Source organism: Bacillus sp. iso_77 (assembly GCF_056173625.1).
The window spans coordinates 2859055-2880837 of the sequence record NZ_CM149683.1 but is presented as its reverse complement, the minus strand read 5'-3'; the positions used below and the strand labels follow the sequence as shown (position 1 = coordinate 2880837).

The window sequence follows — 21783 nt, the reverse complement described above, 5'->3', positions numbered from 1 at the left end:
TCATTGATTCCATTTCTTCTCAAACAATTCATAAATCGCTCAATTTTGTTACAGCTTGTCCTCACAACTGGCTATTTCCACTCGAAAAGAGTATCATGAGAACCAAACATAAACTGTCATCAGAAAAGAGGTTGCTGAGGTTTGAGTGAACAAATCAATTGCAGGAACTGTCATGAACTGATTCCGTATCGTTCAAAAACATGTCCATCTTGCGGGATAGACAAGCCGCTTCCGAAAAAGGAACGTGTGAAGGATCGGGTGATTTTGGTTGTGGCAGGAATTGTTGTGGTGTTACTTGCTGCAATGGTACTTGGAATGGCGAATGCCTATATTGGGATTTTTAAATAAACAAAAAAGGAGTTCCGCAGATGGAACTCCTTTTTTTGATCCGTTCTTATTTATTTTCAAATAAGCTTGTGGAATGAAGCGGCTGTACACGAGCTTTCGGGTCCATGTAAGCTTTGGCGTTGTTCACAGCAGTTGGTGCTTCACCAAATCCGCTTGCGATTAATTTGACTTTTCCTTCATACGTACAGATGTCTCCTGCCGCATAGAAGCCTTCGATATTGGTTTCCATTGTGGATTTGACCACGATAGAGTTCTTTTCGATTTCAAGGCCCCATTGTTTGATTGGTCCAAGGGATGAAACAAAACCGAAGTTGACGATCACGTCGTCCACATCTAGTACTTGCTTTTTATCGCCTTTGACTTCTTCAAGCACAATTTGTTCAATGCGGTCTTCCCCAATGAGCTCAGTTGGCACAAATGGTGTCAGCACATTGACTTTCGAGTTGTGCAAGTTTTCTACACTGTGCTCATGTGCACGAAATTTATCACGACGGTGAATAATCGATACTTCTTTTGCGATTGGCTCAAGCATCAGTGCCCAGTCAACCGCAGAGTCTCCACCGCCAAGAACAGCAACACGTCTGCCAGCGAATTGGTTCAAGTCATTGATGAAGTAATGCAGGTTGCTTCCTTCAAATGATTCTGCTGTATCTAGCTCAAGCTTTCTCGGTTGGAATGCACCGTTACCAGCTGTAATGATGATCGTTTTTGAATAATGAACCTCTTGATTCGTAACGAGTTTGAAGATACCGTCAGCTTGTTTTTCAACCGTTTCCACAGCTTGCTCTAAGCAAATGGTTTGATCAAATTTATCCATTTGTTCCTTTAGATTATCAATTAATTCTTGTGCGCGGATTTTTGGGAAACCAGCCACATCATAAATGTATTTTTCAGGGTAAAGAGCGGATAGTTGACCGCCGAGCTGAGGAAGGCTTTCAATGATTTTCACACTTGCCTGTCTCATGCCCCCGTAAAACGCAGTAAACAACCCGACTGGGCCGCCCCCGATAACGGTAATGTCATATACCTTAGAATCTTCTTGCATTCCTTAATCCTCCCAAATGAAAATTGTTATCACTATATCATATCATACCACATATCGTCGTTTGACTTGTTTTGAAAAACTTGTCGTTTTTTGATGCCGATGCTGTGAAAAGGGGAAAAAAGAGAGAAAGACCGTTTATCCTAAGGATTTTCAGTTTAAAGCCTTGAAAAAAGGAGCAGAACTCGCTATTATTGTTAAGGGAACTAAATATTAATTTTTTATGAATTTTTGTCGGATACGGTCAAATGCTTTCGTTTTTTGTAGGTGAAAGTTCAGATTTTCACATACTTATTTTTTTGTTTAAATTTCATAAAATGCCGCAAAGCGGTTGAGAATAACGATATGTAATTCTTTATCCGTTTTACAGCAAATTTAAAAAAGGTGGATGTGATTCCAGTGAATAAACCGAAAATCGTTGTATTAGGTGCAGGTTATGGCGGATTAATGACTGTAACAAGATTAACAAAACAGCTTGGCACAAATGATGCGGACATTACTCTTGTGAACAAGCATAATTATCATTACGAAACAACATGGTTACATGAAGCAAGTGCAGGTACTCTTCATCATGACCGTTGTCGTTATCAAATCAAAGATGTGATTAACAGTTCCCGTGTCAACTTTGTACAAGCAACAGTTGAAAGCATTAATAAGGAAGAGAAGAAAGTTGTGACATCAGATGGCGAACTTTCTTATGACTACCTTGTTGTTGCGCTTGGTGCTGTTCCTGAAACATTTGGTATTGCAGGACTGAAAGAATATGCATTCTCAATCTCTAACATCAACTCTGCTCGTCAGCTTCGTGAGCACATTGAACTTCAATTTGCGACATATAATACAGAAGCTGAAAAGCGTCCAGAGCGTCTGACAATCGTTGTCGGCGGTGCAGGCTTCACAGGTATTGAGTTCCTTGGTGAGCTTGGAAACCGTGTACCTGAGCTTTGCAAAGAGTATGATATTGATCAAAAAGACGTGCGTATTATCTGTGTAGAAGCTGCACCAACAGCTCTTCCAGGATTCGATCCTGAATTGATCGACTATGCGATGAACTACCTTCAAGGTAAGGGTGTTGAGTTCAAAATCGGTACAGCGATCAAAGAATGTACGCCTGAAGGCATCATTGTTGGAAAAGACGATGATACAGAAGAAATCAAAGCTGAAACTGTTGTATGGGCTGCTGGTGTACGTGGTAACCCAATCGTTGAAGAAGCTGGATTTGAAAACATGCGCGGCCGCGTAAAAGTGTCTCCAGATCTTCGTGTACCAGAAAATGAAGATGTATTCATCATCGGTGACTGCTCATTAATCATCAATGAAGAAATTAATCGTCCATACCCACCTACTGCACAAATTGCGATGCAACAAGGTGAAACAGTAGCGAAAAACCTTGCAGCACTAGTAAAAGGTGGCACGCTTGAAAGCTTTAAGCCAGACATCAAAGGAACAGTTGCTTCTCTTGGTGAACACGACGCTGTAGGTGTTGCGTTTGGTAAAAAACTTCAAGGAACAAAAGCTTCTGCAATGAAAAAAATCATCGACAACCGTTCATTATTCATGGTTGGCGGACCAGGACTTGTTCTGAAAAAAGGAAAATTCAAGTTCTTCTAAATCGATATAGACAAAAACGTGTATCCCTGTGGTACACGTTTTTTAATGTTTGACGGAATATTTTCTCACTTGGTACTGGACAGAAAAATATGTTATGATGAATTATCAGAAAATTTAGATTAAGGAGTGAGCAATATGAATGCACAAACGAAAGAAAAAAAGTCAACTTGTCAGTATTGTTCAGGAAAAGGATATTTTCAGTTATTGCTCGGCGGATCAGAAACATGTGAGGAATGTAAAGGGACAGGAAAGAAGCATTAATCTTACGGCTTTTTCCATTGATTGACTTCATCTCTATTTCCAAGTTAAACTAATGATGGGATATTTGGGGGTGGAGATGAAGTGATCAGTTTACCAGTCGTTATCATTTCAGTTATTTTATTTTTCGTGTTATTCTTCGGCATTGGCTTTTTGCTGAATATGCTGCTGAGAATGTCATGGATTATGGCAATTTTATATCCAATTGTATGCCTTTTCATTATCAATAATCAAAAGATGATTGCTTATGTAAGAGAACCAGGCATTGCTTTTTCCGGGATAGGAGACCGCATCGTTTCTCTTGCTGCGGCAGATATCATTATTTTATTAAGTGGTTTAATTGGTGCCATTGCCTCAGGTTTTGTCATCAATGCTCTTCGTAAAAGAGGCTATCAAATGTTTTAACTCACTTGTCTACACGCAAGTGGGTTTTTTTGTTTCTCCTTTGCATAGTTTCCATTTTGTTTGGAAACAAATAGATGGGTAGAGGAGTGACAAATAGAAATGAAAACATGGATGAAACGATTGTTCATGACAGTTCTGTTTATGCTTGCCTTGATGACAAGCTTTACGGGCATATCTGGCGTAGAACCAAGTGATTTAGCTGCATGGGTGAAAGAGACCGATGCCGGTAAGCACGTATCTTCTTTTTTAAAGCATCCAAAAAGGCAGACGATGGCGGTGAAAAGTGACGATTTGCGTGCTGTTTCTCTCGAAGAAGCATTTAATTGGAACGATTATCCGAAGCAAAAGGTTGTCGCCACAGGTTATACAGCAGGTGTAGAATCAACAGGTAAGACGAAAGAACATCATGCATATGGCATTACATATTCAGGCGTCAAAGTAAAACGTGATTTATATTCAACCGTGGCAGCGGACCCATCTGTCTTTCCGATAGGAACTGTCCTGTTTATCCCTAATTATGGCTATGGTGTAGTCGCAGATACTGGGAAAGCGATTAAAGGTCATAAGCTTGATTTATATTATGAAACGGTTGATGATGTGTATAGAGAATGGGGTAAAAAAGTGCTGGACGTTTATGTGGTTAAAAAGGGTGAAGGGACGCTGACAGAAAAAGACTTAAATCAGTTGAATGAAGCGGAATCGATGCAAGTGTTCCGGCAGCAGTTTCAAGCCAATAAAGAATAAAAAAGCTTTGGATTCAAAAGGTCCAAAGCTTTTTCGTTTCTACATGAAGTAATAATCTAAGATGAGTGTGAGCAAAATTCCTGTTAAGCCGCCGAAGAAGACTTCAATCGGCTTATGCCCAAGAAGCTCTTTCAATTTCTTTTGCTTCTCTTTTTCTTCCGCACTTGGGAAGTTCTTTGCCTCGGCAACAAACCGGTTAAAATCTGTGACCAGTTTGTTCAGAACAGTTGCCTGTTCTCCCGCCTGTCTGCGAACACCTGTCGCATCAAACATCGTAATAATGGCAAAGATGGCGGAAATGGCAAAAATAGATGTTCCTAGCCCGTGCTCTAAAGCAACTGCTGTTGAGAGTGCTGTTACTGCTGCGGAGTGTGAACTTGGCATTCCGCCTGTGCTTGTAATGAGCGACCAATCTAGTCGTCTAGAAATGATAAATTGAATCGGTACTTTTACAAATTGTGCAAAAAAGATGGCTGCAAGGCTGGCAAGCAGCGGAAAATTCGTCAGTACGCTCATGAACAAGAAACATCCTCTCTTTAAGAAAAAATAACGTGCGAAATGATAAAGTATTTACCCTAGTAAGATAAAAAAATGATGGCAGTAAGAACTGTTGCCAAGTCCATGTTCATTATAACATTAAAGAAAGTAGATGTGGAACGAGGAGACCATGGACAGGTTGCTATTGATCGCTGCCGCTTTTTCATGATGCCCTTCCGCGTGCCAAAATATAAATGTTCTTCAAGGGAAGACAGGCTGGCAATGATCGTATCAGCACATAAATTTTGATATAATAGAAGTTCCAATGTGAAATATGGAGTTCATTGAAGGAGCGTGTGATAAATATGTTTTTCTCGACAAATGAGTTGCAACATAAAGATACACTGGCCATCGGACTTTTTCAAAAGAGCCAATTATCAGGAAAAGCAAAAGAAATGGATGAGTTACATGGAGGAAGAATCACTGAATTATTAAAAGAAGGCGATATTTCGTCCAAGCGAAATCAGCTTTCGAAATTTTTCCCATCCCCTAAAACCGGCATTAAACGTATTTATTTTGTCGGGCTTGGGAAGGAGTCAGATTACACGTTTGAAGAGGCAAAGGAAGTGTTTGCGCATTTATTTAAAAAGCTTCATCAAGATAAAAAGCAAGCAGTTTCGGTTTTGCTTGATACATTCACAGGAAAGGATCTGCCTGTTCAAGATGCAGCCCATGCCCTTTCTGAAAGCTGCCTTTTAGCTACATATGAATTACAAGATTTTAAACATAAAACGAATGAACCGGATCGCTTTATCGAATTTGTTTATGCAACGACGGATCATGATGCTGCCGAAATTCAGGCAAGTTTGAAAGTGGGCGAAGTCTACGGACAATCGGTCAATTCGGCTCGTACACTTGTGAATATGCCGCCGAACATGCTCACGTCCTCTGATCTTGCATCCTATGCGGCAGAGCTTGCTTATAAATATGAATTCGAGATTGAAATTTTAGATAAAGAACAAATGGAAGAGCTCGGAATGGGCGGTATTCTAGCCGTTAATAGAGGCTCAACAGAACCACCGAAGTTGATTGTATTGAAATATCAAGGCAAGGAAGAATGGACAGACGTCATTGGCCTTGTCGGTAAAGGCATTACGTATGATACAGGTGGGTATTCCTTAAAGCCAAGAGCAAGTATGGTAGGGATGAAAACAGATATGGGCGGCTCAGCCTCTGTTTTAGGCGCAATGGAAATCATCGGTGAACTTCGTCCAGAGCAGAATGTCATTGCGGTCATCGCCTCAACAGATAATATGGTCTCAGCAGATGCGATGAAGCCAGATGACGTCATTGTCTCACTAAGCGGCAAAACAATTGAAGTGCTTAACACGGATGCAGAAGGTCGGCTTGTTTTAGCAGATGGTGTGACCTATGCGAAGCAGCATGGTGCCTCTGTGCTTGTGGATGTTGCGACACTAACAGGCGGTGTCATTGTGGCACTCGGGAATGAGACAACAGGCGTGATGACCAATAACGATGAACTGTATGCCCAGTTTAAAGAGGCATCAGAAGAATGCGGGGAAATGATTTGGCAGCTGCCAATCACCGAAAAAGATAAAAAACGAGTAAGAAACAGCAAAATGGCTGATCTGAATAACTCACCAGGCCGTGATGGCCATGCGATCATGGCAGGTGCATTTATCGGAGAATTCGCTGAAGACACCCCTTGGGTGCACTTAGATATTGCAGGAACAGCCACGACAGAAAAGCCTTCATGCTTTGGACCAACAGGAGCAACAGGTGTGATGGTCAGATCATTAGCAACATTTGTGGAACGATTTGAACCGAAGAAATAAAGACAGAAGCTCTGCCAGTTGGCAGAGCTTTTTATGTAGGACATACGCCATTTGACGAAGTAAATTTTCTATGGTAACATACGTTGGTACTTTAATTATCTACTACATTAGTAAACTAAAGGATTTCGGAGGTTTCACCATGAATGCAGTTGTTTTAGCGGTTGTTTTAATGTTGATATTAAGCTTGCTGCGGGTCAATGTCGTGATTGCGTTGGCACTTGGCGCTTTAGCGGGCGGACTTGCAGGTGGATTAGGTCTAGGGGGAACAGTTCAAGCGTTCACTGACGGTCTTGGCGGAAATGCGACAGTGGCGATTAGTTACGCACTATTAGGTGCATTCGCAGCCGCACTGACGAAAACGGGTCTTCCTGATGCCATGGTCGAAGGAGCTGTGAAGCTTCTTGGAAAAGAAGGCGATTCAAGAAGAAAAACATTATCAAAAGTGCTCATTATTCTGGTCATTTTGATTGTATCTTGTTTTTCTCAAAACGTTGTTCCTGTTCATATTGCCTTTATTCCGGTCTTAATCCCGCCATTATTAAAGGTGTTTAACGAGCTTCAAATTGACCGCAGACTGCTAGCATGTGTGATGACTTTCGGACTTACTGCACCATATATTTTGCTTCCGGTCGGTTTTGGACAGATTTTTCACGGAATGCTTCGTGACAACATGAAAGATGCAGGTTTAACAGTGAATTTAGCAGACATTCCGTATGCGATGCTGATTCCTGTAGGCGGCATGGTTGTTGGCTTGATCGTTTCACTCTTTGTCTATCGTAAGCCAAAAACATATGAGAATCGTGACATTACGGATGTAGAAAAATCAGCATATACAAAAAAGAGCTTATTCTTTGCTGGACTTGCGATCCTTGTATCACTTATTGTTCAGTTATATCTCTCTCAAAGCCTTGGAGTCGAAGGGATGATCTTCGGTGCGCTTGCAGGCTTGCTTGTCTTGTTTGTAACTGGAATGATGAAACGTGATGAAGCAGATGCGCTGATTACATCTGGCATGAACATGATGGCATTTATCGGATTTGTCATGCTTGTTGCAGCTGGATTTGCCAATGTTTTAACGAAAACAGGAGATATTGAATCTCTCGTCAAGGCGTCTTCTCAATTTATCGGAAACAGCCAAAGCTTAGCGGCTATTTTAATGCTACTGGTGGGTCTGCTAGTGACAATGGGCATTGGCTCATCATTTGCAACGATTCCGATTATTACGACGATCTTTGTCCCGCTTTGTTTACACTTAGGATTCAGCCCGATGGCGACTATTGCGATTATTGGTTCAGCTGCGGCGGTAGGAGATGCAGGTTCACCTGCAAGCGACAGTACACTCGGACCAACATCTGGACTGAATATGGATGGACAGCATCACCACATTTGGGGTACATGTGTCCCAACATTCGCCTTTTATAATATCCCGCTCGTCTTGTTCGGCTGGCTTGCGGCAATTATGCTATAAATGAAAAAAGGTTCCTTACTCATAGAGTAAAGGAACCTTTTCTGATATTAGGAAGCTGTTTGTTCTTTTCTAAAGGATGTGGCTTTTGAAACCGATCGATAAATTTTAGGTGCCAGCATCGCAAGGAGGATGGTCAGCGTGTAGTCTTTTACCATAAACCACATCATGAAGAACCATGTGGTTTGATAAGAGATTGGTGCGTTCAGCCATACATTTAATGCGATGTATGTATAAGTTGTCCCGATCACATACATCACGGTCGTTCCTGCAATGGCTGCAAATAAAAAGCGGCCAAAACCAGGGTTTTGTCTTTTTTCAAGAATGAATCCGGCAAACCATGCAGCAGGAATGTATGATAACACAAAGCCACCGCTTTTTCCTAAAATAACGCCTAGACCCGCCGAGAACTGTGCGAATACAGGTGCACCAGCGATCCCAACAAGAGCATAGACAATCATGGCCAATGCGCCAAGTCGTCTGCCCAGCAAAAGACCAGCAAGCACACAAAAAAACGGCTGCATCGTAAGTGGGATTCCGCCGACCTGTAAAAATGGCACAATGGATGTGATATTGGCTCCGATAGCCATGAGTGCAGCAAACATCCCGACGAGCACAAAGTCAGCTGTTCTTGTCTTCTTTTGCATGATATTTCCCCCTGTCTTATCTGTACAAATAGATTAAGGGGAAGAGGTTCTTTTGTCAACTCATTTTTATTTTAGGTTAACAATAAAACCCGCCCCTGAAAAGGGCGGGCTAGATATTAAGCTTCGGTCATGGAAGAGGTTTCAAGAACTTTACTAACAGGCACATAATCATAGCCGAGATCACGAGCGACAGCTTCATAGGTGATATGTCCGTTCATCACATTGACGCCTTCAGCAATCGCCTTGTTTTCTTTGATCGCTTTTGCAGCGCCTTTATTTGCAATCTGCAGTGCGTATGGGACTGTGACATTTGTTAAAGCAACTGTCGATGTTCTCGGAACCGCTCCGGGCATATTGGCAACAGCATAATGTAAAATGCCATGCTTTTCATAAGTAGGCTGATCATGTGTTGTGATATGATCGATTGTTTCCACAATCCCGCCTTGGTCAATGGCTACATCGACAATGACAGAACCAGGCTTCATTTGTTTCACCATTTCTTCTGTGACAAGGGTTGGAGCTTTAGCACCAGGGATGAGAACTGCACAAATGAGCAGGTCTGCCTCGCTCACTGAATCTGCAATGTTAACAGGATTAGACATTAACGTTTTCATTTGATGACCAAACTGATCGTCCAGCTGACGTAATCGTTCCGCATTTACATCAATAAGGGTGACATCTGCGCCAAGTCCGATCGCCATTTTCGCTGCATTTGTTCCAACGACGCCGCCGCCAATAATGGTGACTTTCCCTCTCGATACTCCTGGCACGCCGGCGAGCAAAATGCCTTTTCCGCCTTTTGGCTTTTCTAAAAATTGAGCACCAATCTGAGCAGCCATTCTACCTGCTACTTCAGACATTGGCGTTAATAGAGGGAGTGATTTTCCGTCCGTTACCGTTTCATAAGCAATGGCTGTTACACCTTTTTGTTTTAATGCTTCAGCCAAGGAGGGCTCTGCTGCAAGGTGCAAGTACGTAAATAAGATCAGATCTTCTCTGAAATATGAATATTCTTCAGGTAATGGTTCTTTTACCTTCATAATCATATCAGAAGATGCCCACACATCTTTCGCTTGATCAAGAATCTCTGCACCAACAGATACATAATCGTCATCAGTGAAACCGCTTCCAAAACCAGCGTTCGTTTCAATTAAAATCTGGTGTCCAGCTGAAAGCAATTGAGATGCTGCTCCTGGTGTTAATGCGACCCGGTTTTCATTGTTCTTAATCTCTTTCGGAATGCCGATGATCATATCAATTCCTCCTATGCTTATCTATTGATATTGTATGTCTAGTGTATCCTGAAAGTTTAGAAAATTCTTCGGTTGAATGAAAAAATTAAAAAACGCCTCTTTGTGAAATTTCACAAAGGGACGTTTTTTAGCTTCATATCAAGATAAATGGTCATTTTCTCATTCATGTTTTTTAAATCAATTTCTGCAATGTCCGTAATCCGCTTCAGTCTGTAATTCAATGTGTTGATATGAATATTTAACTGCTTTGCGGCGATATTGGCGTTGCTGTCACAATCAATAAACCGTTCAAGGGTCTCGACGAGGTTGGAATGATGCCTGAGATCGTAATCCTCAAGCTTTGATAAAGAGTAACTGGAATAAGACGATCCCTTTCGTTTTTCAGCAAGCACATCTAAGTATTGATAAATACCCAGTTCAGAAAAGCTGTTTAATTGTTCTGTTTCCACAGGAAAGCGTTCTTTTGTTTTTAAGACGGCCAGTGCTTCTTTATAGGATGGCTGAATATGAGTAATGTGATCGTAAATTCCACCAATGGCCGCTTGAACGTCATGGAGCTGATACCGATCAGACAACTGCTTTAGCATGCCGCTTGTGAATTGTTTAATATCTTGAAGCGGATGTTCTGTTTTTGGGGAGACAAGAATAATGAATTCGTTAAAATCAACAGTCGTTAACAGCACCTGCACTTGTTGCGTTGTTTCAAGCAGATAGGAGAGCTTCTTTTCCGTATCTTCTGTGAGTTCATCACGAAGGCGAAAAATAATAATCGCATACGTGTCTGGACACCTCATCCCAAGTCTCAAGAAGAGATCAAGCATCTCATCCTTTTCATGAATATGTCCTGTGAGCATCTTCCAAAATAGCTCCTGATTGCGTTCTTCTGTTTTCGTTTTTCGAATTTGTAAATTGAGTAATTTGTTTTTCACGGCATGTGCTGCCATCTTGAGAAGGTCCATTTCTTCATCTGAAAAAGGCTGCGAGGATTCAATCGCCCAGATAAAGCCGAGCACCTCTTTGTCTTTCCATATGGAAATGGCAACCCTGCTGGATAGACCGACTTCTGCAATTTGAGGTACGCGAAGCGGTTCATCTGTTTTAAGGAGTGTAGGAATGATACCGTCTTTCCAAAGCCGATTAATGACTTTTTCCGGTACACGGCGGGAGATAATGGTTGAAGTTCTGGCGGGATCAGTGAAATCATTATGTGTGCTATAGGCTAATAATCGATGATGAGTATCTTCTATAGTAATAGGGCAATTGAGCACATCACTAATTTGGTCTGCCACATCCTCTAAACGATCAAGGCTATACTTAAATGGATCTGTCTTTTTTGTCATAAAAAACCCCTGCTTTTTCGAATATTTCACGTACTTACATTATGAAGAGAATCAGGTACGTAAATCAACAAAAAAATGCCATAATCATTAAAAAAACAAAAAGCTTGAAAAATGAGCACATTGGTCATGCGTTGATCACAAAAAGAAATAGTACAATAATAATGTAGTAAAAAATCAATAGGCGGAAAGATTCATGGAAGTGCACGCCCTTTTATTAAGAATATATGACCAAAAAACTGTTAAATACTAGATAAAGAGCGAAAAAACAGTAATTCCATAGACTCATTTTGTAAAATAAAAACAGATTTGTTTGACTGTGTATCATTTCTGTTTTTATAATAATAACGTCAAAAAATAAGTGGATTAGCCCATTATATGGCGGCTATGCACGGGAGGTAATGAGGAATATGTCAGGAATTATTCGCGTAACCCCAGAAGAACTAAGAGCGACCGCTAAGCAATATGGTGTTGAAAGTCAAGAAGTGTTAAACCAAGTTGATCGTCTAAATAGAATGATCTCTGACCTAAAAGGAATGTGGGAAGGTGCTTCTAGTGAAGCATTCGCTGATCAATACGAACAGCTTAAACCTTCATTCATCAAAATGTCTGATCTATTAACAGATGTCAGCAATCAGCTTGATCAAACTGCAAATACACTTGAAAGCACTGACCAAGACATCGCTAGCCAAATCCGCGGCTAATCAAAGGGATTTCCTTTCTAAGTGTGAAAAGCAGAAAAAGCGCCGAGTCTGTCAGTTGATGCCGGCGCTCTTTCTATTTTGTGAGGTGGAAATTTGTGTATATCGATATTACCATCGACTTAAAAAACTATGATGGCAGTGTGTTTGATTTGAGACTATCAAATTATTTACATATTAAACAAGTCATCCATATCGCCTGGCAGGCAAAACAAATCTCACTACCTAAACGAGATGGCGGATGGGTGCGTGTAGTCAATAAGAAAGCTGTGTTTTCAGGCGAATATAAGCTGTCAGACTGTGGAATCACCACAGGAGACAGGCTGGAAATACTATGAAAGGACTTTTGTAAATGGCAGATAAAAAGAGTTCCTATTTAGAAGAACAATTAGAAGCAGTCATGAAAAAAGAGGAAGGCACTTACACCTTCATTTTTCAAAGAGAGACAATTAAACTCTTAGACGGTTTAGAAGCGGCACCGATTAAAGACATCAATCCTTCATTTAAAAAAGAGATCCAATTAACCGAAGGTGAGGTCATCATTTCCATTCAACCGCCTCCTGCCTATCAGGAATTTCGTTTCATCCATGCAAAGGATGAAAAAAGCAAATGGATTTTTTCATACCAGCTTGTCGATGCAGTGTGCAAACACGACGTGAAGCGGCTGCATCCTATTGTTTCTCCTGAAAACATTGTTTTTCATCAAGGCTTAGCGCCTGCATTTTTGCATTACGGGGTTAAAGAAAGCATCCCGCCATATGAAACCGACCAACATCGTCTGTTAAAAGAGGTCAAAGCCGTCATTCTTCGAGTGGTGGACCATGAATATCAGTTTCAAGAATATTTGGCTTATCATGATACGTTGAAATTATCTGAGCTGGCAAAGGAAATAAGTGATACACAGTCACTGGAAGAATTGTCTGCTTTGATTCAACAAAAAATAGAAGCCATCGAAGCAAAAGAAAAGACGCTCTTAACCATTCCAAAAAAGAAATGGAAGATCGAACGATACATTGGGCTTGGTCTCCTTGTTCTTTTGATTCCTGCATTGGTGTATACCATTTACACGTTCTTTTTCGCCATGCCGAAACAAGAAGCGTATGTGGAAGCGAACAAGTATTATCTCAACAAGCAGTACAGCCAAGTGGTGGATACGCTCGAAAAATACAAAGCCGATCAAATGCCAGTCTCTCTTCAATATGAACTGGCCATTTCGTATGTGCAAACGAATCAAGGGAATCTATTGCTTGACCAGCACAAAAAAGAAATCACGGATACGTACACATTGCAGACAGACCCGCAATACTTCCTGTTCTGGATTCATATTGGACAAGGCAATAGCAAGGAAGCTCTGGATATTGCAAGGGTGCTCGGGGACGACCGATACATATTCACAGCACTCGTCGCCTACCGCAATGAAATTCAAAATGACGACAGCCTATCTGCTGAAGAAAAACAAAAACAGCTAGATCCAATCATTAAGGAAATGGCGAAGTATGAAGAAAAAGAAACAACGGAGACGAGCACCAATGACTCCTCAGATGCAAGCCAAACAGATGAAACAGCTGAACAAAAAGAGCAGTCAAAAGCCGATCAGGAGAAAAAAGAGAAAGAATCTGATGCAAAAAAGAAAACCTCTCAGACGAAAAAAGATGAGAAAAAATAATTCTTTCGATACAACTGACAGTTGGTGCTGTCCGATGAGGAGGTGGAGCGTTTGAGTCTTCTATGGGTTTTTTATGAGGAAGATTATCAAACCGTCCGTTTAGATGAGCAGTTCAACCGAGAAGCTGTGATTGGACCTGAAATAGAGCATACAGTAACGATTCCTTCCCTTTCGTTTGATGAAGGATTGATTCGTTTATCTCCAGATGAAACGAATGACGGCTTTTCTCTTTATCAGGGCGAAAAAAAGAGAGGTCACTTACTTCCACATGAACCATGTCAGGTTGGTTCACTCACACTCATGTTGATGGATTCACATCATGATCAAATCATTTATTACCTAGGAAATAGAGTCGAAGTGACTATTTCAAGTGAAGAAATAGATGAAGCGGATGTGTGGAAAGAACAAGCCTATTCAATGTTTCAAGATGCCAAATCCTTCACGTTGGAAAAAATAGAAGGCACTTGGTATGTCATTCCCCAAGATGAGACGATCTATGTGAACGGGAAACAGCTGCACGGTCCACAGCAGCTTCTTGCTGGGGATGAGCTGTTTTGGAACTTTTTGACGCTGTCATTGAAAGATGATGATTTATTGCAAGTAACAGCATTTGAACCATTTCAAACACGTTTAGAAAAAACAAGGCCGCCGAGTACCGAAACGAAACAAAAATATCCTTTATATAGACGAACACCACGTTTGATTTACGATCTGCCAGATGACCGGGTGTCTTTCAGCTTTCCTTCACAGGAGAGTGAAAATAATGGCAGAGGACTTTGGCTCGTAGTTCTTCCGCCGCTTGTCATGCTGATTGTCATGGGGATCGTGGCCCTTGTACAGCCGCGAGGCATCTTTATTGTCGTGTCAATGGCGATGTTTATTATGACGTTAATTACTTCGTCCGTTCAATATTTTAAAGAGAAATCACAGCGCAAAAGACGAGAAGAGAAGCGGCAACGCGTTTACTCTCTTTACTTAGAAAATAAGCGGAAAGAGCTGCAAGAGCTGTATGACCGTCAACAATTTATTTTAACGTATCATTATCCGTCTTTTGAACAAATGAAATATTTGACGTCAGAAATCAGCGGGCGTATTTGGGAAAAGACGCTTGTCAGTGATGATTTTTTACAGCTGCGTCTAGGGACAGGTGCAGTTCCTTCAAGTTATGAATTATCGACGAGCGGCGGCGATATGGCCAATCGTGACATCGATGACTTAATGGAACAAACCCAGCATATGCAAAACGTCTATCGCGAGGTAAAAGATGTACCGATTACGTTCGGTCTTGCGGACGGTCCAACCGGATTAATAGGAAAACCGGCAATTGTCAAAAATGAGCTTCACCAGCTTGTCGGCCAGCTTGCTTTCTCGCACAGCTATCATGATTTGAGATTTGTTTTTATCTTTAATGAACAGGAGTATGAGAACTGGGAATGGATGAAATGGCTGCCGCACTTCCAACTTCCTCATACATACGGGAAAGGGTTTATATATAACGAACAAACACGTGATCAGCTCTTGTCTTCTATTTATGAAATTTTACGAGAGCGTGATCTGGAAGAGGAAAAAGAGAAAAAAATCTTTACGCCTCACTTTGTGTTTATCGTGACAAACCATGAACTCATTGCGGAACATGTGATTTTAGAATACCTAGAAGGCAGCCGGACGGATTTAGGCATCTCAATTATCTTTGCGGCAGAAACAAAGGAAAGCTTGGCTGAAAATATTTCAACGCTTGTTCGTTACATTAACGAAGAAGAAGGAGATATTCTCATTCAGCATAAGAAGGCCGTACGAATTCCATTTCAGCTGGATGCACATGAGCGAGCGGACAATGAGCTGTTTGCCAGAACCTTAAGAACATTAGATCATCAAGTCGGGATGACCAACTCAATTCCAGAAACGGTTTCCTTCCTTGACCTGTTTCATGCCAAACAGGTAGATGACATTGGCATTCGTGAAAAATGGCTGACATCTGAAACAGCAAAGTCATTATCTGTGCCTATCGGTTATAAAGGAAAAAACGATATTGTCGATCTGAATCTGCATGAAAAAGCACATGGCCCACATGGTCTGTTAGCGGGAACAACGGGATCAGGAAAAAGTGAGTTTTTACAGACGTATATTTTATCCTTGGCTGTACACTTTCACCCGCATGAAGTGGCGTTCCTGCTCATTGATTACAAAGGAGGCGGAATGGCGCAGCCGTTCCGAAATATTCCGCACTTACTTGGTACGATCACAAACATTGAAGGCAGCAAAAACTTTAGTGAAAGAGCGCTTGCCTCTATTAAAAGTGAACTGAAGAAAAGGCAGCGCTTGTTTGATCAGTATCATGTGAATCATATCAATGACTATACGAAACTCTATAAAGAGAAAAAGGCGGAACAGGCGATGCCTCATTTGTTCTTAATCTCTGATGAGTTTGCTGAATTAAAAAGTGAAGAGCCAGATTTTATTAGAGAGCTTGTCAGTGCTGCGCGGATTGGACGAAGTCTCGGTGTCCATCTCATTTTGGCGACACAAAAGCCTGGCGGGGTCATTGATGATCAAATTTGGAGTAACTCCCGCTTTAAAGTCGCATTAAAGGTACAAGATGCATCAGACAGTAAGGAAATTTTGAAAAATAGTGATGCAGCGTCGATTACCGTGACAGGTCGTGGATATTTACAAGTGGGGAACAATGAAATCTATGAATTATTCCAGTCGGCTTGGAGCGGTGCACCGTATATGGAAGATGGCTACGGATCAGAAGATGACATCGCCATTGTAACGGACACTGGACTGATCCCATTATCAGGGGTAAGTACAGAGCCGGCTGTGAAAAAAGAGACAGTGACGGAAATTTCCGCTGTTGTGGATGAAATTGAACGTATGCAGCAGGAGCTTGGAATTGAAAAGCTTCCGAGTCCATGGCTTCCACCGCTTGAAGAACGGATTCCGAAAACACGTTATGCATCAAGTGAAGAGCACGTCTTCCATTTCGCTCTTGTCGATGAGCCAGATCAGCAAAGCCAGCATCCACTTTCTTATCAAATGATGGAGGATGGAAATATTGGCATCTTCGGTTCATCCGGCTACGGCAAATCACTTGCTGCAACCACACTGCTTATGAGCTTCGCAGAAAGATATTCACCTGAAGAATGGCATGCATATATTTATGACTTCGGTAACGGCACCTTGCTACCGCTTGCCAAACTTCCGCATACGGCTGATTATTTCTTAATGGATCAAATGAGAAAGATTCAAAAGTCGATGAAGCGTCTTCGTGAAGAGGTTGAATATCGCAAGCGTTTATTTAGACAGCAGGAAATGAGTCATATCAAAATGTACAATGCGCTGAATGAGAAAAAGCTTCCATTCATATTTATCGTGATTGACAACTTTGACATTGTGAAAGACGAAATGCATGAACTCGAATCTGAATTTATTCAGTTAAGCCGTGATGGACAATCGTTAGGCATTTATTTCTTAATCACAGCGACTCGTGTCAACGCAGTCCGTCAATCTCTTATGAACAACTTGAAAACAAAGATTGTCCATTACTTAATGGATCAAGGAGAGGCATACTCCATTATTGGCAGACCGAAATTCAGCTTAGAGCCGATTCCAGGACGAGTCATTATCAACAAAGAAGAGCTTTACTTTGCCCAAATGTTCCTGCCAGTTGAAGGAGAGAATGATCTCGAATTGTTTGAGCATTTAAAACAAGAGATCCAGCTTCTTCATGATCGCTTTGAATCAGCTGAAAAACCAAAACCTGTACCAATGCTTCCTGATAAACTGACCATTTGGGAGCTAGAGAGTCGCTTAGAAGAACAAAAACAGCCGTATGACATTCCAGTCGGACTAGATGAGGAATCTGTTGCACCTGTTTACTTTGACTTGAAGAAGAATAAACACTGCCTCATCATCGGTCAAACGCAGCGAGGGAAAACAAATGTGACAAAGCTGATGCTTGATCAGCTATTAGTAGCAAAACCTGAGAAGCTGGCTGTCTTTGATTCGATTGATCGGGGGCTCTCTCATTATGCAAAAGAAGAGAACATTGATTACCTTGAAACAAAGGATGATATCACAGAATGGGCAGAGGAAATAGATCGTTTATTCAAGGTGCGTGAAGAGATGTACGTCGAAGCTGTGCGCCGAGGAGAGACTGATCAGTTGTCGTTCTCTCAAATTGTGCTTGTGATTGATGGCATTACGCGTTTTCAGCAGACAATCGACCCGCGTCTTCAAGATCAATTGGCTGATTTCATGAAGTCATATGCACACTTAGGCTTCAGCCTGATCGCGTCAGGAAATCATACCGAATTCAGTAAAGGCTATGATGCACTCACAAACGAAATCAAACAGGTTCGTCATGCCATGTTACTGATGAAAAAATCAGAGCAAAACATCATACCGCTTCCGTATGCAAGACAAGAACCAGAGATTCAGCCAGGCTTCGGATATTTGGTTGAAAACGGGAAAGAGAAGAAAATCCAGGTTCCTTTATGTGCGGTAGAAAGGAAGAGTGTTCAATGACAGAGCAGCAAAAAAGCTCCATCAAAATCGTGTCGACCATGATACTGATTCTCGTCTTGCCGGTTCTATTTTTCCATCTCATTGGGGATGATCCGGCAAAACAGAAAAAGAATGCCACACGTAACATTGCCGTGGTCAATGAGGATATGGGGGCGAGCGAAAGTGAAAATACCGCTCGTTTCGGACAGGATGTGGTGGCGGCATTATCAGAGCGTCCAGATTACACATGGACAGTCGTCAATCGAAGTGCGGCAGAAAATGGCCTGAAAAATAGAAAGTACGATGCAGTTCTCTATATTCCCTCTGACTTCTCTAAAAATGTGCTGAGCTATGATAAGGATCATCCTGAGAAGGCATCTATCCAATTCTCAATCCAAGATCAGCTCAATGCAGTGAATAAAGAAAAAGTACAAAGAGAGCTAGAAAATGCTCAAAAGAAAATGAATGAACAAATGTCGACTTTATATTGGAGTTTTGTATCACAGGAAATCGGCAATGTCAGAGAAGAGTTTGAGCATATTGTTGGCAAAGAGGTCGAATTCCAAAACACGATGTACAACTTCTATAAGCCAAATTCAAACAAACTATCTGATGCCGTCCAGCAGCAGAAGAAACAAATAGAAGAACTAAAAAATGCGATGGCCGATTCACAAAAACAGTATAAAGACGGTTTAAGTACAACAGAAGAAGCGAAAAGCCAGCTGAAGGATTTCGTAAAAGTAGTCGATCAATATCAGCAGTATCAAGACAAACAAAAGGATCTCTTGATCAAAGCGCAATCGACAAGTAAAAAACAAATCCAGCAAGGACTCAAACAGCTTGCGGAGATTCAAAACCAAAATGCCCGCAGCTTTAGCGATCAAATGGGCGGACTCAAAACCGATATCAATGGGGTCCAAAGTCAGCTTAAAACAACGGACAGCGCAATTCAATCTGTTCAAAAGGCAAGAGAAGACGCAATCCCTAAGCAATCGTCGGGATTAACGGACCTTGTGAAGGCGTCTCAAGAAGAGCTGTTGAAGAACTATGAAGGTCAATACTTAGAGGCCTATAAAAGTAAGATCATCGCCTTGCAGAATAAGCTAGAGACAAAAAGGCAAGAGCTAATCAACGCACCCGAGCAGCCAGCTGATCCTGATGATGACGGGCAATCAGATCAAGATAATGAGAACCCAGAAGAGATTGGCATTAACTTAGATGATGAAACAAATGAACTCTCGCAAATTTCATCGGAAATGAACGATCTAGCCGATCAATTAGAAGATCAGACTGCACCTCCTACTAATGAAGATGATAAAGAGGGGGAAAATGGTCAGGATGCTGTTCAGCCAGATAACAGCAGCACGAATCAATCAAAAGATGACCTAAAAGCACTGTCTAATCGTTTAGAAGAAGTGAAAAAGAAGATTCAAGAAAAAGCGACCGCTCATAACGACCAATTGAAAGACAAAGTAAGTCAAATGAGTAAGGAGCTTGAAAGCCTCACGAAAAAAGTAGAGAAGCTTGAAAAGATGATTCTGAGGTTACAAGATCGATATAACGTCATTCCGAATGAAATCAAAAATCAGGAATCCTCTATTTTAAACAGAGTGCAAGAGCTGAAACGAGTAAACTCGCCGATTGGCAACACTTTGAATACGAAAATATTTGATCAAGAGTTTAAAACAAATTCAACAAGCACCAAAAAGTTAATGGAATACTCCAATCAACTGTCTCAGCTAGAGATGATGCTTGGGAATCTATATCAACCAACAAACAACTCATCTCTACTAGACACAAAAGGAGATGAAATCCAGTCCATCCTTTCCATCAAAAAAGAAGAAACGGAAAACTGGGATACACTCAAAAATCAGATGCTGACGTCAAATGATGATGTGTCTACCTTTATTGATGAGATGCAAAAATTCTCAGATGGCTACGCAGAATACATTTCGACTCAGCAGGCAAGTATGGAACAGGAGTTAAATGCCATTTCTGAAAGTGCGGACACAGTAGCTGAACAAATGGCTGATCAAGGAGATGCGGTGTATACAGCAGACCTTGCGGGCAGTTCGATTGTTGTGAGTGCACAGGATTCAATTGGTCAGGAAGTGCTTCGTCTTTCTGAAAATATGAGCTCGTTAACCGACCGCCAAAAAGGGGTGGCCGATTATACGAATAATATTGAAGAAAGTGTCACAACCGTCCAAGAAAAAGCAGACACGTTGAACGAAAACTGGAGTAAGAATGTCAATTCTACGAAGCTTGTTCAACAAGATTTAAAGGGTATTTTAGGCAACACTTTAGACGATCAAGGCAACAGCAACTATGTGTATAACCATTTAGCCAATCCGCTGAAAATTAGCGGCGATGTGCCAGAAGAAAAAACGCAGACTGTACCGCCAGTAGTCATTTTGGTTATTGTGATGATCAGCAGTTTGTTGATTGGCTTTTTTAGCTCGTACTATGCGTCAGCGCCAATGCTGGTCAAAGGTGCACTCTTTGGTATTTTAAATCTGCTAGTCGGGCTCATGATCAGCCTGTTTGGACTCAACATTTACAAACTAGCTGATGACCAAGCCATTCAATGGTCGATCTTTACGATTTTGCTGCTAGTGGCGTGCTCTGCCTTTATTCGCACAGCTTTCCTTTTCGGTTCAATTGCCGGATGGATGGCAGCAACGGCGCTTATTTTCTTCTTTGTTGCACCGTTAATTGATTTGGTCATGCCAAACTTCCATTTTACAAATCCAGTGACAGATGTGTATTTGTCCATCCAATATGGAAATGGAGACAACTTCGGTATGGGCATCACAGGGCTACTGATTTTAACGATATTGTTCATGGTCATTCCACTAGTGAAGAAGCTATGGAAAGACAAAACAGAGGAACGTGATGTCACTCATGAGGCTTAATCTATTCGTCAAAGGGATGGCACTTGGTGTCATATCCCTTTTTCTCCTCAGTCCTGCTGCTTTTGCTGCTACAGGTGAAGATACGGATACGAATGTCAAGCCGAATGAATATCAAGAAAAGAACCTCAATATTAATTCGAGTATATTGAGGGATCAAACGAAATACGAACAAAGCAAAACAACATCTAAAGTCAAAACGGACATTCACTTTGTTGACCCGCCTAAGACCTCTGGTGGTCAACTTGCGCCGCAAATTTTTAGTGATCTGAAAGAAAATCCGCCTAAAACGCCAGCTCGTATGATGAAAGAGATGAATATCTCTTTCAGCGATTCGGCTGTATCAACGCCTTCTGGCGATGATCATGAAAAGCAGAGATCGGCGCTTCTACCAATCATTTTTGGCATCTTGATCGCCTTTGGCATCATGGTCATGATCATTCTCATTCCAAAGGTGAATGTGAAGACGGAAAAGAAATAGCCTGCCTTTTGAAAAGGGCAGGCTTTTCTTTATGCAGATGCAGATTGCTTGATGTGAGACCGATTCACTATTTA

Annotated in this window: 18 protein-coding genes; 13 read left to right on the top strand and 5 right to left on the bottom strand. The window is 41.4% G+C overall.

The genetic code is table 11. The features are described 5' to 3' along the window. The first annotated feature begins 141 nt into the window (after window positions 1–141). Window positions 142–348, top strand: a complete 207-nt coding sequence (locus tag AC0VYC_RS14915; RefSeq protein ID WP_008346803.1) for a hypothetical protein — start codon at window positions 142–144, stop codon at window positions 346–348. Between the two features lie 46 nt (window positions 349–394). On the opposite strand, the gene yumC is transcribed toward AC0VYC_RS14915, so the two are convergent. Continuing rightward, window positions 395–1393 (bottom strand): ferredoxin--NADP reductase 2, encoded by a 999-nt coding sequence (gene yumC / locus AC0VYC_RS14910; RefSeq protein ID WP_035389290.1) that lies wholly within the window; start codon window positions 1391–1393, stop codon window positions 395–397. Window positions 1394–1783: 390 nt separating this feature from the next. Here yumC and AC0VYC_RS14905 point away from each other — a divergent pair, with 390 nt between their 5' ends. The 4 genes from AC0VYC_RS14905 to AC0VYC_RS14890 all read left to right on the top strand — a co-directional run bounded on the left by AC0VYC_RS14905 (window position 1784) and on the right by AC0VYC_RS14890 (window position 4408). Next, window positions 1784–3001, top strand: a complete 1218-nt coding sequence (locus AC0VYC_RS14905) for an NAD(P)/FAD-dependent oxidoreductase (protein ID WP_160758061.1) — start codon at window positions 1784–1786, stop codon at window positions 2999–3001. A gap of 135 nt (window positions 3002–3136) precedes the next feature. Further along, entirely contained in the window at window positions 3137–3262 is a 126-nt protein-coding gene (locus AC0VYC_RS14900) for a YuiA family protein (protein WP_008346797.1), read from the top strand. A gap of 81 nt (window positions 3263–3343) precedes the next feature. Further along, window positions 3344–3664, top strand: coding sequence for a YuiB family protein (locus AC0VYC_RS14895; RefSeq protein ID WP_003212933.1), 321 nt, complete (start codon window positions 3344–3346; stop codon window positions 3662–3664). A gap of 99 nt (window positions 3665–3763) precedes the next feature. After that, a complete protein-coding gene (locus AC0VYC_RS14890) occupies window positions 3764–4408 on the top strand; it encodes a 3D domain-containing protein (RefSeq protein WP_039168936.1) in 645 nt (214 codons plus the stop codon). A 39-nt stretch (window positions 4409–4447) separates the two neighbouring features. Here AC0VYC_RS14890 and AC0VYC_RS14885 read toward each other — a convergent pair whose 3' ends face one another. Beyond that, the gene (locus tag AC0VYC_RS14885) at window positions 4448–4924 is read right to left on the bottom strand and encodes a divergent PAP2 family protein (protein ID WP_024719744.1); all 477 of its coding nucleotides are present in this window, start codon (window positions 4922–4924) and stop codon (window positions 4448–4450) included. A gap of 326 nt (window positions 4925–5250) precedes the next feature. On the opposite strand from AC0VYC_RS14885, the gene AC0VYC_RS14880 reads away from it, so the two are divergent. Together AC0VYC_RS14880 and AC0VYC_RS14875 are read left to right on the top strand one after the other, a co-directional pair. Further along, window positions 5251–6741: a leucyl aminopeptidase gene (locus AC0VYC_RS14880; RefSeq protein WP_335350426.1), complete on the top strand. Its 1491-nt coding sequence runs from the start codon at window positions 5251–5253 to the stop codon at window positions 6739–6741. A gap of 139 nt (window positions 6742–6880) precedes the next feature. After that, complete coding sequence (locus AC0VYC_RS14875) at window positions 6881–8209, top strand: Na+/H+ antiporter family protein (protein WP_024719743.1); 1329 nt, start codon at window positions 6881–6883, stop codon at window positions 8207–8209. 47 nt (window positions 8210–8256) lie between these two features. Here AC0VYC_RS14875 and AC0VYC_RS14870 read toward each other — a convergent pair whose 3' ends face one another. The 3 genes from AC0VYC_RS14870 to AC0VYC_RS14860 all read right to left on the bottom strand — a co-directional run bounded on the left by AC0VYC_RS14870 (window position 8257) and on the right by AC0VYC_RS14860 (window position 11446). Further along, a complete protein-coding gene (locus AC0VYC_RS14870; protein WP_212360851.1) occupies window positions 8257–8853 on the bottom strand; it encodes a biotin transporter BioY in 597 nt (198 codons plus the stop codon). Window positions 8854–8969: 116 nt separating this feature from the next. After that, window positions 8970–10106, bottom strand: coding sequence for an alanine dehydrogenase (ald, locus tag AC0VYC_RS14865; RefSeq protein WP_335350425.1), 1137 nt, complete (start codon window positions 10104–10106; stop codon window positions 8970–8972). A 110-nt stretch (window positions 10107–10216) separates the two neighbouring features. Further along, a complete protein-coding gene (locus tag AC0VYC_RS14860) occupies window positions 10217–11446 on the bottom strand; it encodes a PucR family transcriptional regulator (RefSeq protein ID WP_255816760.1) in 1230 nt (409 codons plus the stop codon). 407 nt (window positions 11447–11853) lie between these two features. Between AC0VYC_RS14860 and AC0VYC_RS14855 the strand changes: the two genes are divergently transcribed. From AC0VYC_RS14855 to essA, 6 genes are all read left to right on the top strand, one after another. Next, window positions 11854–12147 carry a WXG100 family type VII secretion target gene (locus AC0VYC_RS14855; protein WP_003213769.1) on the top strand — a complete coding sequence of 98 codons (294 nt, stop codon included), beginning with the start codon at window positions 11854–11856 and terminating at the stop codon, window positions 12145–12147. A 95-nt stretch (window positions 12148–12242) separates the two neighbouring features. Then, entirely contained in the window at window positions 12243–12482 is a 240-nt protein-coding gene (yukD, locus tag AC0VYC_RS14850) for an ESX secretion system protein YukD (RefSeq protein WP_008345897.1), read from the top strand. Between the two features lie 14 nt (window positions 12483–12496). After that, window positions 12497–13810 (top strand): type VII secretion protein EssB, encoded by a 1314-nt coding sequence (gene essB / locus AC0VYC_RS14845; RefSeq protein ID WP_008345895.1) that lies wholly within the window; start codon window positions 12497–12499, stop codon window positions 13808–13810. 51 nt (window positions 13811–13861) lie between these two features. Continuing rightward, window positions 13862–18337 (top strand): type VII secretion protein EssC, encoded by a 4476-nt coding sequence (gene essC / locus AC0VYC_RS14840; protein WP_475388741.1) that lies wholly within the window; start codon window positions 13862–13864, stop codon window positions 18335–18337. Continuing rightward, window positions 18334–21231 (top strand): type VII secretion protein EsaA, encoded by a 2898-nt coding sequence (gene esaA, locus AC0VYC_RS14835; protein WP_342473525.1) that lies wholly within the window; start codon window positions 18334–18336, stop codon window positions 21229–21231. The genes essC and esaA overlap by 4 nt, the downstream gene beginning before the upstream one ends. Next, window positions 21212–21709: a type VII secretion protein EssA gene (gene essA / locus AC0VYC_RS14830; RefSeq protein ID WP_475388740.1), complete on the top strand. Its 498-nt coding sequence runs from the start codon at window positions 21212–21214 to the stop codon at window positions 21707–21709. Before esaA ends, essA begins: the two co-directional genes overlap by 20 nt. Window positions 21710–21783 lie beyond the last annotated feature (74 nt).

Coding starts and splice junctions, on each gene's coding strand:
- yumC (WP_035389290.1), bottom strand. CDS start 1,393: ATGCAAGAAGATTCTAAGGTATATGACATTACCGTTATCGGGGGCGGC.
- AC0VYC_RS14900 (WP_008346797.1), top strand. CDS start 3,137: ATGAATGCACAAACGAAAGAAAAAAAGTCAACTTGTCAGTATTGTTCA.
- AC0VYC_RS14890 (WP_039168936.1), top strand. CDS start 3,764: ATGAAAACATGGATGAAACGATTGTTCATGACAGTTCTGTTTATGCTT.
- AC0VYC_RS14885 (WP_024719744.1), bottom strand. CDS start 4,924: ATGAGCGTACTGACGAATTTTCCGCTGCTTGCCAGCCTTGCAGCCATC.
- AC0VYC_RS14880 (WP_335350426.1), top strand. CDS start 5,251: ATGTTTTTCTCGACAAATGAGTTGCAACATAAAGATACACTGGCCATC.
- AC0VYC_RS14875 (WP_024719743.1), top strand. CDS start 6,881: ATGAATGCAGTTGTTTTAGCGGTTGTTTTAATGTTGATATTAAGCTTG.
- AC0VYC_RS14870 (WP_212360851.1), bottom strand. CDS start 8,853: ATGCAAAAGAAGACAAGAACAGCTGACTTTGTGCTCGTCGGGATGTTT.
- ald (WP_335350425.1), bottom strand. CDS start 10,106: ATGATCATCGGCATTCCGAAAGAGATTAAGAACAATGAAAACCGGGTC.
- AC0VYC_RS14860 (WP_255816760.1), bottom strand. CDS start 11,446: ATGACAAAAAAGACAGATCCATTTAAGTATAGCCTTGATCGTTTAGAG.
- AC0VYC_RS14855 (WP_003213769.1), top strand. CDS start 11,854: ATGTCAGGAATTATTCGCGTAACCCCAGAAGAACTAAGAGCGACCGCT.
- essB (WP_008345895.1), top strand. CDS start 12,497: ATGGCAGATAAAAAGAGTTCCTATTTAGAAGAACAATTAGAAGCAGTC.
- esaA (WP_342473525.1), top strand. CDS start 18,334: ATGACAGAGCAGCAAAAAAGCTCCATCAAAATCGTGTCGACCATGATA.
- essA (WP_475388740.1), top strand. CDS start 21,212: ATGTCACTCATGAGGCTTAATCTATTCGTCAAAGGGATGGCACTTGGT.